Source organism: Streptomyces sp. NBC_00859, assembly GCF_045161865.1.
Classification (GTDB): domain Bacteria; phylum Actinomycetota; class Actinomycetes; order Streptomycetales; family Streptomycetaceae; genus Streptomyces.
Genome location: NZ_CP108826.1, coordinates 2,571,036 through 2,585,615, shown reverse-complemented (window position 1 = coordinate 2,585,615; position 14,580 = coordinate 2,571,036). Strand labels below are relative to the sequence as shown.

The window sequence follows — 14,580 nt, the reverse complement described above, 5'->3', positions numbered from 1 at the left end:
CACGTTGGCTTTCCAGATGCCGGACCGCGGCGGAGGCCCGACCGGGCCACGGATCAGAGTGGGACGGCCGTCCCGCCGGGCCCGGACCCTGCTGATGACACTGGGTGTCCTGGTGGTCCTGGCCATGGCGTTCGTCATGTTCGCCGGGTTCTGGACCGACTGGCTCTGGTACCGCTCCGTCCACTACTCATCGGTCTTCACCACCACCCTGTGGACGAAGATCGGGCTCTTCCTCGTCTTCGGCGTGCTGATGGCGGCCGCCGTCGGGCTGAACATCTGGCTGGCGCACCGGCTCCGGCCGCCGCTCAGCGCGATGTCGCTGGAGCAGCAGAACCTCGACCGCTACCGGATGGGCATCGCCCCGTACAAGAAGTGGCTGCTGCTCGGGGTGACGGCGGTCGTCGGGCTGATCGCGGGCGCCTCCGCCTCCGGGCAGTGGCGTACCTGGCTGATGTTCGTCAACGGTGTGCCGTTCGGCCAGAAGGACCCGCAGTTCAAGCTGGACGTGTCGTTCTACACCTTCGACCTGCCCTGGTACCGCTTCCTGCTGGGCTTCGGCTTCGCCGCCGCGGTGCTCTCGCTGATCGCCGCCGCCCTGGTGCACTACCTGTACGGCGGGCTGCGCGTCACCAGCCCGGGGGCGCGCGCCACATCGGCCGCCACCGGTCATCTGTCGGTGCTGCTCGGGATCTTCGTCGCGTTCAAGGCGGTGGCGTACTGGCTCGACCGGTACGGGCTCGCGGTCAAGTCCAGCGACTTCAAGGCCACGGGCAACTGGACGGGCCTGCGGTACGTGGACGCCAACGCCTATCTTCCGGCGAAGACGATCCTGTTCTGCATCGCCGTCATCTGCGCCCTGTTGTTCTTCGCGACGCTCTGGCGCCGCACCTGGCAGCTGCCGGTGATCGGCTTCGGCCTGATGGTGCTCTCCGCGATCCTGATCGGCGGGCTCTACCCGGCGATCGTGCAGAAGTTCACGGTCGAGCCGAACGAGCAGGCCAAGGAAGCGCCGTACATCCAGAAGAACATCAACGCCACGCGCCAGGCGTACAACATCGCCGGCACCGACGTCGACGACTACTCGGGCAAGAGCAACACCAAGGACACGACCAAGCAGCGTGACGATGCGAACTCGGCGGCCAGCTACCGGCTGATCGACCCGAACGTCGTCTCGCCGACCTTCCAGCAGCAGGAGCAGAAGCGGAAGTACTACGGCTTCCCCGCGACGCTGGACGTGGACCGCTACAAGGGCCAGGACACAGTGATCGGCCTGCGCGAGCTGAACATCGCGGGCATCCCGAAGCACAACTGGATCAACGACCACTTCACCTACACCCACGGCTACGGCGCCATCGCGGCCAAGGGCACGGCCACGGACAGCAACGGGGCTCCGGTCTTCACCGAGTCGGATCTGCCGACCAAGGGCACTCTTCCCCCGTACAAGCAGCGGATCTACTACGGCGAGAAGACCACCCAGTACTCGATCGTCGGGGGCCCGCAGAAGGAACTCGACTACGAGAACAACGGTGAGAAGACCACCCGTTACACGGGCAAGAGCGGGGTGGACATCTCAAACCCGGTGAACCGCGCCGCGTACGCGGTGGCCTTCAACGAGCCGCAGATCCTCTACTCGGGAGCGATCGGCAAGGGTTCGAAGATCCTCTACAACCGCACCCCGAAGCAGCGCGTCGAGGCGGTCGCCCCCTGGCTGACCATCGACGGCGACTCCTATCCGGCGGTGGTCGACGGACGGATCCAGTGGGTCGTCGACGCGTACACGACCACGAACGGGTACCCGTACGCCTCGCGTACGACGCTGGGTGACAGCACCGCCGACTCGCTGACCGACAACCAGCGGGCGGTGGTCGCCCAGCAGAACCGGGTCAACTACATCCGCAACTCGGTGAAGGCCACGGTCGACGCGTACACCGGCGAGGTGAAGCTGTACCAGTGGGACAACAAGGATCCGGTCCTCAAGACCTGGATGAAGGCGTTCCCCGGTACGGTCAAGCCGAAGGCGGACATTCCGGCTGCCCTGAAGGCTCATCTGCGCTATCCGCAGGACATGTTCAAGGTCCAGCGGGAGCTGCTGGCGCGCTACCACGTCACGAACCCCAAGCAGTTCTACAGCGGCAGTGACGCCTGGCAGGTGCCCAACGACCCGACCACCAGGGACAACAGGGCCGTACCGCCCTACTATCTGTCACTGAAGATGCCGGATCAGAAGAGCGACAAACAGCAGTTCTCGCTCACCACCACCTTCACCCCCAGCGGGCGTCCCAACCTGGGCGGCTTCATGGCGGTGAACGCGGACGCCGCGAGTCCGGACTACGGCACGATCAGACTCCTCAGAGTCACATCCGAAGTGCCGGGCCCAGAACAGGTGCAGAACAAGCTGAACGGCTCGTCGGGCGTCGGCACGTTCGTCCGGGACATGAAGGGCGCCGACTCGGACATCGAGTACGGGAACCTGCTCACCGTGCCGCTCGACGGCGGATTCCTCTACGTCGAGCCGGTGTACGCCCAGGGTCGCAACGCGCACTATCCGCTGCTGAAGAAGGTGGCCGTCTCGTACGCGGACGCCGACTCTTCGGAGGGGGACACCACCGCGTTCGAGAACAGCCTGGGCGAGGCGCTGAACAAGGTCTTCGGGGTCGACGGGCAGGAGACCAACCCGCCGTCCACCGGGGACACCACGAGACCGCCGGAGAACGACACGGTGAAGAAGGCCATCTCCGACGCTCAGAAGGCGTACGAGGACGGCCAGGCCGCGTTGGCGAAGAACCCGCAGGACTGGACCGCCTACGGCAAGTCGCAGAAGGCGCTGCAGGACGCCCTGCAGCGGGCTTCCGACGCGGGAGCCAAGATCAAGCCGAGCGGCAAGACCGGCTGACCGTGGCTGGGCTCGGGCCTGATCGGGAGGTAAAAGCCCTGATCAGGCCCGATCGCAGGCCGGTAAGGCAGGGGCCCGCGCCGTGGTACGGTTGCAACACAACGGCGCGGGGTGGAGCAGCTCGGTAGCTCGCTGGGCTCATAACCCAGAGGTCGCAGGTTCAAATCCTGTCCCCGCTACTGAAGTCGAAGGCCCGGATCTCGAAAGAGATCCGGGCCTTCTTCATGCGCCTGTCCGACGTGTCCGCCCGTTTGCCCGTCCGTGCGACTCCTGTGAAGAAGGCGCCGCCTACGGGAAGTTGGGACTGGTTCATGTTTCACTTACCGCGCTGCGGGAAGTCGACAAAACGCTGTAGTGACCTTGTCGGCTGCGATATACCAGGTGTGCGCGGATTGCACGTAGTGGGACGATGGTGTTTATGGGGGACAGGGCAACTCTGTTGGAGACAGGGCGGTTTGTGCAGAGGCACGCCGATGACGGCCACGACGCCGTCAACGCGCAGGACACGGCTGACGCCGAGACCGAGGCGCGGCACCGGAGCGGTGCCGAGAGCGGCGAGGCCGCGTCCATGAGCGTGCTCGGCGCGCTGCTGCTGCGCCGCGGGGACCTGGACGGCGCGGAGCGCTGGCTGCGCGCCGCCACGGGGGAGGGCGACCGGGCCGCCGCGAACAACCTGGGCGTACTGCTGCACCAGCGGGGCTACGCGGACGAGGCGGCCGGCTGGTGGCGTATCGCCGCCGTCGCGGGCTCCGCGGCCGCCGCTCACGCGCTGGGCAGGCACTACCGGGAACGAGGGGACGAGCCCGCGGCCGAGTACTGGCTGCGCCAGTCCGCCGAGTCGGGCCACGCGCTGGGGGCGTACGCCCTCGCGGACCTGCTGGAGCACCGCGGCGACATCGGCGCGGAGCGCTGGCTGCGCGCCGCGGCCGAGCAGGGCCACCGCGAGGCCGCCTACCGGCTGGCGCGCGCACTGGACCGTGCCGCAGCGGGGAAGGACCCCGCGGCGGAGGCCGAGCGCTGGTACCGGCAGGCGGCCGCACGCGGCCACCGCCGTGCCGCGCTGCACCTCGGTGTGATCCTGGAGAAGCGCGGTGACCTCAAGGAGGCCGGCCGCTGGTACCTGACGTCCGCCAAGGACGGCGAGGCCCGCGCGGCCTGCGCGCTCGGCTTCCTGCTTCGCGACGCGGGCGACGAGGAGAGCGCCGCCGTCTGGTGGCTGCGTGCTGCCCAGGACGGCGACGGGAACGCCGCCAACGCACTGGGAGCGCTGCACGCGGCCCGGGGCGAGCAGCAGACAGCCGAGCGCTGGTACCGGGCGGCCATGGACGCGGGCGACGTCAACGGCGCGTACAACCTGGCACTGCTCTGCGCCGCCCAGGAGCGGACGGCGCAGGCCGAGCAGTGGTACCGCCGCGCGGCCTACGCGGGGCACCGCGAGGCGGCGAACGCGCTCGCCGTGCTGCTCCTGCAGAACGGCGACCCGGCCGGGGCCGAGCCGTGGTTCTCCAAGGCGGCCGAGGCGGGCAGCGTCGACGCCGCCTTCAACCTGGGCATCCTGCACGCGGGCCGCGACGACGACCGGGGTGCCTTCGTCTGGTACGAGCGGGCGGCGGCGGCCGGTCACACCGAGGCCGCGCTCCAGGTAGGCATAGCCCTGCTCAGGGACGGCGAGGAGCACACGGCGGAGCGCCACCTGCGCTGCGCGGCGGGCGGCGGCAGCACTGAGGCGGCCTTCCGGCTCGGCTCGCTCCTCGACGCCAGGATGCCCCCGCCCGGCCCGCCCGTGCTCGGCGAGCCCGTCACCGAGAAGAGCGAGTGCGAGGAGTGGTACGAGCGCGCCGCCGAGCAGGGGCACCGCCGTGCCCAGGTCCGGGTCGGCATGCTCGCGGCCTCCCGCAACGACGTCGAGGCGGCCGCGGGGTGGTACCGCGAGGCCGCCGAGGCGGGCAGCCGCAACGGCGCCTTCAACCTCGGGCTGCTCCTTGCCCGTGAGGGCAACGAGCGGGAGGCCGGTCTCTGGTGGGCCAGGGCGGCCAACGCGGGCCACGGCCGGGCTGCCCTGCGCCTCGCGCTGCTCGCCATCCGCCGCGGCGAGCTGCCCGAGGGGCAGAAGTGGTGCAACCGGGCTGTGGAGCTCGGACCCGCCGAGGTCGCCGAGCGCGCGGCGCGGCTCAGCGAGGCGCTCCGCCAGGAGCTCAGCGCGTGACAGCGCGGCCGGCCGGGAACACCTGCCGGCCGCGCCGGCGGTTGCCCGCAGGAACGGATTTGCACTGGTCGGCGGCCCCACGTAGAGTTGCAATCACAACGGCGCGGGGTGGAGCAGCTCGGTAGCTCGCTGGGCTCATAACCCAGAGGTCGCAGGTTCAAATCCTGTCCCCGCTACTGAAAACCGAAGGCCCGGACTCGAAAGAGTCCGGGCCTTCGGCATGTGCGACTGTCACCCGTTCACGGTCGGTCGCCGCGCGGCGGTCATGTCCCACAGGCCGCCACCGTCAGGGCCGGTGGCCCACCGCTTCGCCGTACAGGTCGCGGTCCACCACCTTGTCCTCCGGGATCGGGTCGCCCTGCGAGACCCCCGCGTCGCGATACGCCTTCTGCAGCCGGTCCGTTGTGCCCTTGCGGATCTCCCAGTCCATCCTCAGCGAGGGCGTCGAGGTCAGGACCGGCTCGTCGGTCTTCAGCAGCTTGGCGAGCGACGCGGTGAAGCCCTTGTCGGCCTTGTAGTCGCCGGCGAAGTAGGTGTTCACGGTCCGGATGTACGCGCGCAGGAAAGCGACGCCGGCGTCCGGGTCCTTGGCCAGCAGATTCGGGCCGAAGAGCAGCCCGCCGAGCGGTTCACCCAGTGGCTGGCCGCCGAGGAAGGTGTACTTCGCGTTCCCGTCCACCTTCCGCCAGACCGGGTCGAGGAGCCACGCGGAGTCCACCCCGCCGTTCTGCAGCGCTGTCAGGACGTCCGCGGAACCCAGTTGCTGGAAACCGATGGAGTTCAGCCCGCCGCCGTGCTGCTGCAGGGCCTTCTCCATCGCGTAGGTGACGACCGACCCCTTGCCGATCATCGTGCCCATCCTCCGGCCCTTCATGGACACCGACGAAGCGGTCTCACCGTTCTTGAGGCGGGCCCACAGCCCGCTCTTGGACGCGGGGTCGGGCGAGAAGTTCCCCGCGACCCACTTGATGTCGAAGCCGCCCCTGATGCCGTTCATCACGGCGGCCTCGGGTGCTGCCCACTGGGCGTCGATATCGCCCTTGGCGAGCAGCGGCAGGGCGTCGGGTGTCGGCAGCACCTTCAGCCGCACATCCAGTCCCTCCTTCTTGAACTCCCCCTTCTCCACGGCGACTTCCAGCGGTGCGACATACTCGGCGGCCAGTGTGCCGGTCGCGAGCACCAGTCTGCGTTTCTTCGCCAGCGGCCGCGGGGCCGGTGCGCCCTTCACGCAGCGGGCCGGCGCACGGCCGGGGGCGAGGTCGGCCGGGTCGGTCCAGCCCTTGGCGCAGCCCGCGACGGCCTTGACCGGCCGGGGTTTCGCGGCGGGTGCCCGGCCGTCGTCGTGTTCCGCGCACCCGGCGGACACGAGCAGGGAGCCGGCGACGAACAGGGTCGTGCAGAGCGTGCTGATACGCATGGGGCCTCCGTACGTGCGGACATCGGGGCTGCGGGGGTTCGCGCCGGGGGGCGGCGGCCCGTTCAGGACTGGCTGCGGCCGCGGTCGCGCGGGGCCCACGGGGTGAGCAGACGTCCGGCGATCCGCACGAGTTCGGAGAAGACCACTCCGAGGACGGCCACGCAGACGATCCCGACGAACATCACGTCGTTCTGGAAGAGCGCGCGGGAGTCGAAGATCAGATGCCCGAGGCCGTCGGACGCCGCGATCTGCTCCGACGCGACGATGACGAGCACGGCCACGCCTGCTGCGATCCTGGCCCCCACGAGCACCGCGGGCAGCGAGGCGGGCAGCAGGACGTGCCGGAACATCTGCCACGCGGAGGCGCCGAACACCCGCCCCGCGTCGCGGTGCCCGGCCGGCACGGCGAGTACCGCGGCCATCGTGGAGATCCAGACGAAGAAGAAGACAGTGGCGGCGACCAGCGCGATCTGAGGGCCTTCGCCGAGCCCGAACATGTTGAGGAAGACCGGCAGCAGGGCGAGCTTCGGTACCACGTACAGCGCGTCGAGCAGCGGTTCGAGGGCCGCCCGTACGAGGGCGAGTGATCCCATCAGGAGGCCGAGGGCGTACCCCGAGACGGTGCCGATCGCGTAGCCGCCGAGCACCCGCTTGAGCGTGGCCCACACATCGGGCCACAGCATGCCGCGGGCTGCGCGGTCCCAGCCGTCGGAGAGGATCGTGGACGGCGCCGGGTAGACCCGGTCGTCGATCCAGGACCGGGACGCGGCCAGCTGCCAGAGCAGGACCAGGGCGACGGGCACGGCGACGGCGAGCGCCAGTTCCAGGGTGCGGCGCCTGCGGTGGGTGCGCAGCGGGTGCAGTTCCTGCGGACCGGGCCGTCTGACCAGTACGCCGTCCTTCGGTGCCTTGACCGCTGTGCTCATGCCGGGACCGCCTCTCTGCGGACCTCGCCGCGCAGCAGCTCCCACAGCTCGCTCTTCAGCTCGGTGAACCCGGGGGCCGACCGCATGGCGCCGCTGCGGGGCCGGGGGAACGGCGGGCGTCGCTCGGCGATGATGCGGCCGGGCCGCGCGGACATCACCAGGACGCGGTCGCCCAGGACGATCGCCTCCTCAAGGCTGTGGGTGATGAAGAGGGCTGTCGTGCGAGTGGTCTGGGTGAGTTCGAGCAGTTCGTCCTGGAGGATGGTGCGCAGCTGTGCGTCGAGCGCCGCGAACGGTTCGTCCATCAGCAGGATTTCGGGCTCCACGGCGAGTGCGCGGGCGATGGCCACGCGCTGGCGCATGCCGCCCGAGAGGGCTCCGGGGTAGGCGTCCGCGAAGTCGGCCAGTCCGATACGGGCCAGCCAGTCACGGGCCCGGCGGTCGGCCTCCTTGCGCGGGACGCGCTGGATGTCGAGGCCGAACCTGACGTTGGCCAGGACGTTCTTCCAGTCGTAGATGCCGTAGTCCTGGAAGATCATCGCGGCCGGGCGTGTGGACCCGGTCCGGATGGCCAGCTCGCCCGTGCTGGGCCGCAGCAGGCCCGCCGCGATCCGCAGCAGGGTGGACTTGCCGCACCCCGAGGGGCCGACGATGCAGGTGAACTCGCCCGGGGCGATGTCCAGGTCCACCGGGCCGAGGGCGTCCAGGGCGGTACGGCCGCGGCCGAAGGTACGGGTCAGGGACCGGGCGTGGAGCTTGGCCGGCCGGTCGGGTGCCGGGTCGGGGGCGAGTGGGGGCGGGTGCGGGTCTCCCACGGTGTCTCCTTGCGGAGGTGGTGGACGGGCGATCGCCGCAGAGGATATGACGGGTCGTCAGATACTGGAAGGGGTGCGCACGCGAAGGAGCCCCGGGCTTCCGGCTCCGGGGCTCCTTGTGCTGGTGCGCGCTGTGCGAGTGCGGGGTGGCGGTCAGGCGGCCGCGCAGGACGGGCAGATCCCGCGGTACGTCACCTCGACGTTGGAGATCGTGAACCCGAAGCGCTCGGTGTCCGGGAGGTCCGTCAGCGGGTTGCCCGCGGGGTGGACGTCGCGGATGGAGCCGCACTGGGCGCAGACCAGGTGCTGGTGCGGCCGGTGTGCGTTCGGGTCGTACCGCTTCGCGCGGCGGTCCGTGGAGACCTCGATCACTTCACCGAGGACGACCATCTCGCCCAGCGTGTTGTAGACCGTCGCCCGGGAGATCTCCGGCAGCCGCGACGCGGCGCGGGCGTGCACTTCGTCGGCGGTCAGATGAACGTGGTCCCCGTCGAGGACCTCGGCCACGACGCGACGCTGGGCGGTCATCCGCCAGCCGCGGTCGCGCAGGCGTTCCAACAGGTCACTCATAAGGTCCAGCCTAACAGGAGTAGGGGTCGAGTCCCGAACGGATGTGACTTTGGACTATCACTTGACTTAGACAAAGTCCATCGTAGGATCGGGAACGGCACACGCCAAGGGACAGGACACAGCAGGATGACGCAGGAGGCGCTCGTGACGCAGGGACCACTCACCACGGAGACCGGGGCTCCGGTTGCCGACAACCAGAACAGTGAGACCGCGGGCGCCGGCGGTCCGGTCCTGGTGCAGGACCAGCTGCTCCTGGAGAAGCTCGCGCACTTCAACCGTGAGCGCATCCCGGAGCGCATCGTCCACGCGCGCGGCGCCGGCGCCTACGGCACCTTCACGCTGACCCGTGACGTCTCGGAGTGGACGCGCGCGAAGTTCCTCTCCCAGGTCGGCAAGCAGACCGAGACCTTCCTGCGCTTCTCCACCGTCGCGGGCAACCTCGGCTCGGCGGACGCGGTGCGCGACCCCCGCGGCTTCGCGCTGAAGTTCTACACGGAGGACGGGAACTACGACCTCGTCGGGAACAACACCCCGGTCTTCTTCATCAAGGACGCCATCAAGTTCCCCGACTTCATCCACACCCAGAAGCGCGACCCGTACACCGGTTCGCAGGAGGCCGACAACGTCTGGGACTTCTGGGGTCTCAGCCCCGAGTCGACCCACCAGGTCACCTGGCTCTTCGGTGACCGCGGGATCCCCGCGACGTTCCGCCACATGAACGGGTACGGCTCGCACACGTACCAGTGGAACAACGCCGACGGCGAGGTCTTCTGGGTCAAGTACCACTTCAAGACCGACCAGGGGATCAAGAACCTCACGACCGACGAGGCCAACCGCCTCTCGGGTGTGGACCCCGACAGCCACCAGCGCGACCTGCGCGAGTCCATCGAGCGCGGTGACTTCCCGTCCTGGACCGTGCAGATCCAGGTCATGCCGGCGGCCGACGCGGCGTCGTACCGCTTCAACCCGTTCGACCTGACCAAGGTCTGGCCGCACGAGGACTACCCGCCGATCGAGATCGGCAAGCTGGAGCTCAACCGCAACCCGGAGAACATCTTCGCCGAGGTCGAGCAGTCCACCTTCTCGCCGGCCAACTTCGTTCCGGGCATCGGTCCTTCGCCCGACAAGATGCTCCAGGGCCGCCTCTTCGCGTACGGCGACGCGCACCGCTACCGCGTCGGCATCAACGCCGACCACCTGCCGGTGAACCGCCCGCACGCCGCCGAGGCGCGTACCAACTACCGGGACGGCGTGCTGTACGACGGCCGTCACCAGGGCAGCAAGAACTACGAGCCGAACAGCTTCGGCGGCCCCTTCCAGACCGAGCAGCCGCTCTGGAAGTCCACCCAGGTCAGCGGCGGCACGGGTAACCACCCCGCCCCGACCCACGCGGAGGACAACGACTTCGTCCAGCCCGGCAATCTCTACCGCCAGCTGTCCGAGGAGGAGAAGGGCCGTCTCGTCGACAACCTGGCCGACTTCATCTCGCAGGTCTCGCGCGACGACATCGCCGAGCGCGCGGTGAACAACTTCCGCCAGGCCGACGGTGACTTCGGCAAGCGGCTGGAGGCCGCGGTCCAGGCCCTGCGCGCCTGAACCGCACCGGCCGCAGGCTGAGAGGCGTCGCGGCCGGGCACCGGCTGAGGAGGGTCGTACCCCTGCGGGGGTACGGCCCTCCTGTCGTGTGCAGGAGCGGGTGTACCGGGCCGCGCGGTGTACGGGGGCGGGCTGCCTTCGCCGGGCTCGCCGTGCGCCGGTCAGGGCACCAGCGCCGCGGCCCCACTTCGCGCGGGCGCCCAGCAGCGGATGATGTCGCGCACCGACACGACCCCGACGGGGCCGGTGTCGTCGAGCACGATGAGGTGGCGGAAACCGCCGTTCGACATCGCGCCCGCCGCTTCCTCCAGGGTCCAGGACGGCGCGGCGAAGACCACATCGGTGGTGGTGTGGGCTCCCGCGGTCTCCCGGTCGGGGTCCAGGCCGCGTCCGACGGCGTTGAGGATGTCGCGCTCGGTGAGGATGCCGACCCCGCAGGTATCGGGGTCGAGTACGACAGCCGCGCCGATCCGGCGCACCGACATCAGGGCGGCCGACTGCCGGAGGGTGTGGGCGGGGCCGATGGTGAGAACCACCGTGCTCATGGCGTCGCGGACGAACATGGCGGGGAGCCACCTCCTGGGGGAATCCAGCATGCGCCTGAATTCACAAGTTCACAAGTGGGGGAGCTCTCAGAGTCCCACTCGTGTGCGGAGTCGGCAAGGGTGCGGGAGGAGAGAGTGCGGGAGGAGCTGAAACCGGCTCCTCACGCGCGCAGATAGCTCAGCAGTTCCCCGTGGAGCAGTCCGTTGGACGCGGCCGCGTTGCCGCCCTCCACGCCACGCACCCCGTCCAGGCTGGTGAACTCCCCGCCGGCCTCCTGGACGACGACGGCGGTGGCCGCCATGTCCCAGAGCGACAGCTCGGGCTCCGCGCACATGTCCACCGAACCCTCGGCGACCATCATGTACGGCCAGAAGTCGCCGTAACCACGGGTGCGCCAGCAGTCCCGGGTCAGATCCAGGAAGCCGTCGAGCCGGCCCTGCTCCTCCCAGCCGCCGAGCGAGGAGTAGGCGAACGAGGAGTCCGGGACCTTGGAGACCTTGGAGACGTGCAGCCGGGTCGCCGAGGTCAGGCTGCGGCCGGTGTACGCGCCGCCGCCCTTCGCCGCCCACCAGCGGCGGCCGAGCGCCGGTGCGGAGACCACGCCGACCACCGGTTCGAGGCCGTTGTCGCCCGCCACGGCCAGGGAGATCAGGGTCGCCCAGACCGGTACACCGCGTACGTAGTTCTTGGTGCCGTCGATCGGGTCGATGATCCAGCGGCGGGGCCCGGTGCCCGAGAGGCCGTACTCCTCACCGAGGATCGCGTCGCGGGGCCTGGCGCGCTGGAGCTGTCCGCGGATCAGCTCCTCGGCCCCCTTGTCGGCCTCCGTCACGGGCGTCATGTCCGGCTTCGTCTCGACCTTGAGGTCGAGGGCCTTGAAGCGCTCCATGGTCGTCGCGTCGGCGGCATCCGCGAGGACATGGGCGAGGCGCAGATCATCGTGGTAGTCGGGCATGGTCGTCACAGTATCCACCGGGGCGCCGATGGAGCCACAGGGCCCTGTCCGGCGGTAGGTCGCGCCCCTCCCGCCGGGGGTATTGACAGTGCCGCGCGGTCCGTCAACTCTGAGCGCAGAGCCGTACCGCCCGGGAGGCGACGATGCCCGCAGCGCGCGAATCCCTGCTCGACTCCGCTCTCGCGGCCCTTGCCGACCGGGACTGGTGCGGTGTGCGCATGGCCGATGTGGCGTCCGCCGCCGGGGTGTCCCGGCAGACCCTGTACAACGAGTTCGGCTCGAAGGACGGCCTGGCCCGCGCACTGGTGCGGCGCGAGGCCGACCGGTATCTCCAGGGCGTGGACCGTGCGCTGGCCGGGCAGCCCACGGACCGGGAGCGGATGCTGGCGGTCGCCGAGTGGACGGCCTGCGCCGCCCGTACGCGCCCGCTGGTCCGGGCGCTGCTGACCGGCTGCTGGTCCGGACGGCTGCCCGCCCCCGGCCCCGCGTCCCGGCCCGGCCGTTCGTACGTCCCCGCACAGCGCCGCGCCGACGCCGGACCGCCTGCGCCCGGCGAGCTGATCGCGGCGGTGCGCCAGAGGGCGGCGCTGGTGATGGCGGCCGGGCACCCGGTGGAGGACGCGGACGACCTCGTGTACCGCTGTGAGGTGGCCGTACGCCTCGCGCTCTCGCACATCGTCGCACCGGGTGACCTGACACTCGATCACCTGGTGCGCGACGCGGTGGTGCGGGCGGCGTGAACGGCGCGTACTGCTTCGCCTACTGCTTCTTGAGCCAGCCGACCTTGGTGTAGTCGGTGTCGGCGAGGCCGGTCGCGCCGTAGTTGGCCAAGCCCTTGCGGACCGCGATGATCTGCGGGCGCTGGTACAGCTCGATGGAGTGGCCGAGCTTCCAGATCTCCACGTCGGCCTGGTTGTAGAGCTTGACGGCCTCGGCGTGGTCGGTGGCCTCGCCGGCCTTCTTCATCAGGTCGTCGATCTTCGGGGAGCCGACCGAGCCGAAGTTCTGGAAGAGGTTCTTGCCCTGCGGCTGCTGGAAGACGGGGTAGATCTTGCTCGTGTAGCTCTCGTCGACGTTGCGGAAGCTGGCGAGGTCGAAGTTGCCGAGGTTCACGAACTTGTTGAAGTAGTCGTTGGCCGGGACCTTCTTGATCTCGACCCGGACGCCCACTGCGGCGTACATCTGCTGCACCAGTTCGGCCTGGTCGGTGGTGGACGAGATGCCGCCCGCGCTCAGGATGTAGTCGAGCGTGAGTTTCTTGCCGTCCTTGGTGCGCGGTTTGCCCTCGCCCTGGTCCTTCCAGCCGGCCTCGTCCAGGAGCTTCTTGGCCTTCTCGGGGTCGAACTTGTCGAACTCGCTGGTGTTGTCCTGGTAGCCCTGCTGGTTGGGCATGTAGAAGTGGTTGTTCAGCGGCTTCAGTTCGAAGGACAGGTCCTTGGCGAAGCTGGCGTTGATTCCCTTGCGGTCGGTCGCCGCCTGCAGGGCGTTGCGCACCCTGACGTCCTTGAGCGGGCCGCGGCCGCCGTTGAGCGTGATGTGCACCTCGTCCCAGCGCGCCCCGCGCCGGATGTCGGTGTCCGGGTCCTTGGCCAGGCGCTTGTAGTCCTCGGGCTGGATGGCGGGAGCGTCGTCGACTTCCTTGTTGAGGTACGCCTCCGTGTTGGCGCTGGTGTCGAGGACGCGGTAGACGATCGAGGCCAGACTGGGCTTGTTCCCCCACCACTTGGGGTCGGGGACCAGGGTGACGGTCTGGCCGGTCTTGTCGTACGTGCCGACCTTGAACGCGGCGCCGGTGACCGGTGCCTTCTGCGTCCAGCCCGTGTTGAACTTCTTCGGGGTGTCGATGTACCCGGCCGGGTACAGCGGGTCGAAGAGGCGCTGCCAGTCGGCGTACGGCGTGCTGAAGGTGATCTTCACCGCGTGCGCGTCGGCGCCCTGCTCGACCTTGGATATCTGGTCGTAGCCCGTGGTGTCGGCCGCCTCGTAAGCCTTGTCCCTCCCGTTCAGCGCCTTCCACTGGGCGTGGAAGTCCTTCCAGCTCAGCGGCTTCCCGTCGGACCACTTGGCCTTCGGGTTCAGCTTGTACGTCACCACTTGCGGGCTGGTGGATGTGACCTTGGCCGAGGCCACGAAGTTCGGGTTGGGGTGGCCGATTCCCTTGGCGTCGGCGTCGAAGAGGTCGGGCAGGATCGCTCCGGCGAGGTCCGCGCCGTCACCCTGCTGGCCGTCCACCTGATTGACGTTGTACTGCGTGATCCACTGATCGATTGCGAACCGCAGCGAGCCGCCCTGCTTCAGGTCGCTCACCGGGTGCGCGTTGATGCTCTGGCCGTCCGCCTGCGGAGCCGCCTGTTTCTTGGCGGACTTGCTGTCGCTGTCGGAAGAACTGCAGCCCGCCACCGCCAGGGTGGCCGACAGTGCTGCGGCGATGGCGACAACGGTGGTTCTGCGCATCGGTGTTCTTCCTCCGGTTCAAGGTGACCTGATCGAGGCCACAGGCTCCCGAGACGGTAAGTCGCTCTCCTTGCACAACGGGAGAGCTCCGGTGATGCTGTTATCCATTCTTTGCATGCGCGCAACAAACAGTGGTCAAACTGGATCAACAAGCCGACGAAAAGCACCCGATGAACAACGCCGGAAGATCGATATCCGATCA

The 14,580-nt window shown here is 69.2% G+C and carries 11 protein-coding genes and 2 tRNA genes; 6 read left to right on the top strand and 7 right to left on the bottom strand.

What is annotated here, in order from left to right:
* The first annotated feature begins 16 nt into the window (after nucleotides 1–16).
* The 4 genes from OG584_RS10845 to OG584_RS10830 all read left to right on the top strand — a co-directional run bounded on the left by OG584_RS10845 (nucleotide 17) and on the right by OG584_RS10830 (nucleotide 5,275).
* Nucleotides 17–2,893: a UPF0182 family protein gene (locus OG584_RS10845; RefSeq protein ID WP_405783995.1), complete on the top strand. Its 2,877-nt coding sequence runs from the start codon at nucleotides 17–19 to the stop codon at nucleotides 2,891–2,893.
* Nucleotides 2,894–2,998: 105 nt separating this feature from the next.
* A tRNA-Met gene (locus tag OG584_RS10840) sits at nucleotides 2,999–3,072 on the top strand.
* Between the two features lie 230 nt (nucleotides 3,073–3,302).
* A complete protein-coding gene (locus OG584_RS10835) occupies nucleotides 3,303–5,099 on the top strand; it encodes a tetratricopeptide repeat protein (RefSeq protein ID WP_405777391.1) in 1,797 nt (598 codons plus the stop codon).
* A gap of 102 nt (nucleotides 5,100–5,201) precedes the next feature.
* A tRNA-Met gene (locus OG584_RS10830) sits at nucleotides 5,202–5,275 on the top strand.
* Between the two features lie 110 nt (nucleotides 5,276–5,385).
* Here the strand turns inward: OG584_RS10830 and OG584_RS10825 are convergent.
* The 4 genes from OG584_RS10825 to OG584_RS10810 all read right to left on the bottom strand — a co-directional run bounded on the left by OG584_RS10825 (nucleotide 5,386) and on the right by OG584_RS10810 (nucleotide 8,827).
* Complete coding sequence (locus tag OG584_RS10825; protein ID WP_405777389.1) at nucleotides 5,386–6,516, bottom strand: ABC transporter substrate-binding protein; 1,131 nt, start codon at nucleotides 6,514–6,516, stop codon at nucleotides 5,386–5,388.
* A 62-nt stretch (nucleotides 6,517–6,578) separates the two neighbouring features.
* A complete protein-coding gene (locus OG584_RS10820; protein WP_405777387.1) occupies nucleotides 6,579–7,442 on the bottom strand; it encodes an ABC transporter permease in 864 nt (287 codons plus the stop codon).
* Nucleotides 7,439–8,257, bottom strand: a complete 819-nt coding sequence (locus OG584_RS10815) for an ABC transporter ATP-binding protein (RefSeq protein WP_405777385.1) — start codon at nucleotides 8,255–8,257, stop codon at nucleotides 7,439–7,441. The genes OG584_RS10820 and OG584_RS10815 overlap by 4 nt, the downstream gene beginning before the upstream one ends.
* Nucleotides 8,258–8,410: 153 nt before the next feature.
* Nucleotides 8,411–8,827, bottom strand: coding sequence for a Fur family transcriptional regulator (locus tag OG584_RS10810; RefSeq protein WP_405777383.1), 417 nt, complete (start codon nucleotides 8,825–8,827; stop codon nucleotides 8,411–8,413).
* Nucleotides 8,828–8,953: 126 nt separating this feature from the next.
* Between OG584_RS10810 and OG584_RS10805 the strand changes: the two genes are divergently transcribed.
* Nucleotides 8,954–10,423, top strand: coding sequence for a catalase (locus OG584_RS10805; protein WP_405777382.1), 1,470 nt, complete (start codon nucleotides 8,954–8,956; stop codon nucleotides 10,421–10,423).
* A 161-nt stretch (nucleotides 10,424–10,584) separates the two neighbouring features.
* Here OG584_RS10805 and OG584_RS10800 read toward each other — a convergent pair whose 3' ends face one another.
* Both OG584_RS10800 and hisN read right to left on the bottom strand, forming a co-directional pair.
* Nucleotides 10,585–10,986: a cyclic nucleotide-binding/CBS domain-containing protein gene (locus OG584_RS10800; RefSeq protein ID WP_405777380.1), complete on the bottom strand. Its 402-nt coding sequence runs from the start codon at nucleotides 10,984–10,986 to the stop codon at nucleotides 10,585–10,587.
* Nucleotides 10,987–11,129: 143 nt separating this feature from the next.
* A complete protein-coding gene (gene hisN / locus OG584_RS10795; RefSeq protein ID WP_405777378.1) occupies nucleotides 11,130–11,924 on the bottom strand; it encodes a histidinol-phosphatase in 795 nt (264 codons plus the stop codon).
* A 143-nt stretch (nucleotides 11,925–12,067) separates the two neighbouring features.
* Here hisN and OG584_RS10790 point away from each other — a divergent pair, with 143 nt between their 5' ends.
* Nucleotides 12,068–12,664, top strand: a complete 597-nt coding sequence (locus tag OG584_RS10790) for a TetR/AcrR family transcriptional regulator (protein WP_405777376.1) — start codon at nucleotides 12,068–12,070, stop codon at nucleotides 12,662–12,664.
* A 19-nt stretch (nucleotides 12,665–12,683) separates the two neighbouring features.
* On the opposite strand, the gene OG584_RS10785 is transcribed toward OG584_RS10790, so the two are convergent.
* Complete coding sequence (locus OG584_RS10785) at nucleotides 12,684–14,378, bottom strand: ABC transporter family substrate-binding protein (RefSeq protein WP_405777374.1); 1,695 nt, start codon at nucleotides 14,376–14,378, stop codon at nucleotides 12,684–12,686.
* Nucleotides 14,379–14,580: the final 202 nt, after the last annotated feature.

What these genes read in the sequence shown, in the direction of transcription:
- OG584_RS10835 (WP_405777391.1), top strand. Translation starts at nt 3,303, where the DNA reads ATGGTGTTTATGGGGGACAGGGCAACTCTGTTGGAGACAGGGCGGTTT.
- hisN (WP_405777378.1), bottom strand. Translation starts at nt 11,924, where the DNA reads ATGCCCGACTACCACGATGATCTGCGCCTCGCCCATGTCCTCGCGGAT.
- OG584_RS10820 (WP_405777387.1), bottom strand. Translation starts at nt 7,442, where the DNA reads ATGAGCACAGCGGTCAAGGCACCGAAGGACGGCGTACTGGTCAGACGG.
- OG584_RS10810 (WP_405777383.1), bottom strand. Translation starts at nt 8,827, where the DNA reads ATGAGTGACCTGTTGGAACGCCTGCGCGACCGCGGCTGGCGGATGACC.
- OG584_RS10800 (WP_405777380.1), bottom strand. Translation starts at nt 10,986, where the DNA reads ATGTTCGTCCGCGACGCCATGAGCACGGTGGTTCTCACCATCGGCCCC.
- OG584_RS10845 (WP_405783995.1), top strand. Translation starts at nt 17, where the DNA reads ATGCCGGACCGCGGCGGAGGCCCGACCGGGCCACGGATCAGAGTGGGA.
- OG584_RS10825 (WP_405777389.1), bottom strand. Translation starts at nt 6,516, where the DNA reads ATGCGTATCAGCACGCTCTGCACGACCCTGTTCGTCGCCGGCTCCCTG.
- OG584_RS10785 (WP_405777374.1), bottom strand. Translation starts at nt 14,378, where the DNA reads ATGCGCAGAACCACCGTTGTCGCCATCGCCGCAGCACTGTCGGCCACC.
- OG584_RS10805 (WP_405777382.1), top strand. Translation starts at nt 8,954, where the DNA reads ATGACGCAGGAGGCGCTCGTGACGCAGGGACCACTCACCACGGAGACC.
- OG584_RS10790 (WP_405777376.1), top strand. Translation starts at nt 12,068, where the DNA reads ATGCCCGCAGCGCGCGAATCCCTGCTCGACTCCGCTCTCGCGGCCCTT.